Raw genomic sequence first — 572 nt, 5'->3', positions numbered from 1 at the left:
TGGTGTTTTACGAAACATCTTCGGGTTGTGAGGTTAAGCGACTAAGCGTACACGGTGGATGCCCTGGCAGTCAGAGGCGATGAAGGACGTGCTAATCTGCGATAAGCGTCGGTAAGGTGATATGAACCGTTATAACCGGCGATTTCCGAATGGGGAAACCCAGTGTGATTCGTCACACTATCATTGCGTGAATACATAGCGTAATGAAGCGAACCGGGGGAACTGAAACATCTAAGTACCCCGAGGAAAAGAAATCAACCGAGATTCCCCCAGTAGCGGCGAGCGAACGGGGAGCAGCCCAGAGTCTGAATCAGCATGTGTGTTAGTGGAAGCGTCTGGAAAGTCGCACGATACAGGGTGAAAGTCCCGTACACCAAAATGCATATGTTGTGAACTCGAAGAGTAGGGCGGGACACGTGGTATCCTGTCTGAATATGGGGGGACCATCCTCCAAGGCTAAATACTCCTGACTGACCGATAGTGAACCAGTACCGTGAGGGAAAGGCGAAAAGAACCCCGGCGAGGGGAGTGAAAAAGAACCTGAAACCGTGTACGTACAAGCAGTGGGAGCC

Annotated in this window: 1 rRNA gene; it reads left to right on the top strand. The window is 51.4% G+C overall.

What is annotated here, in order from left to right:
- Positions 1 to 31: 31 nt before the first annotated feature.
- Positions 32 to 572 (top strand): 23S ribosomal RNA (locus tag VSR74_RS23190); the annotation flags it as partial.

Origin of the sequence: Pseudocitrobacter cyperus (assembly GCF_039889165.1) — a bacterium.
Lineage (GTDB): Bacteria > Pseudomonadota > Gammaproteobacteria > Enterobacterales > Enterobacteriaceae > Pseudocitrobacter > Pseudocitrobacter cyperus.
The sequence above is the reverse complement of the archived record's forward strand: the minus strand, read 5'-3'. Positions and strand labels throughout refer to the sequence as shown.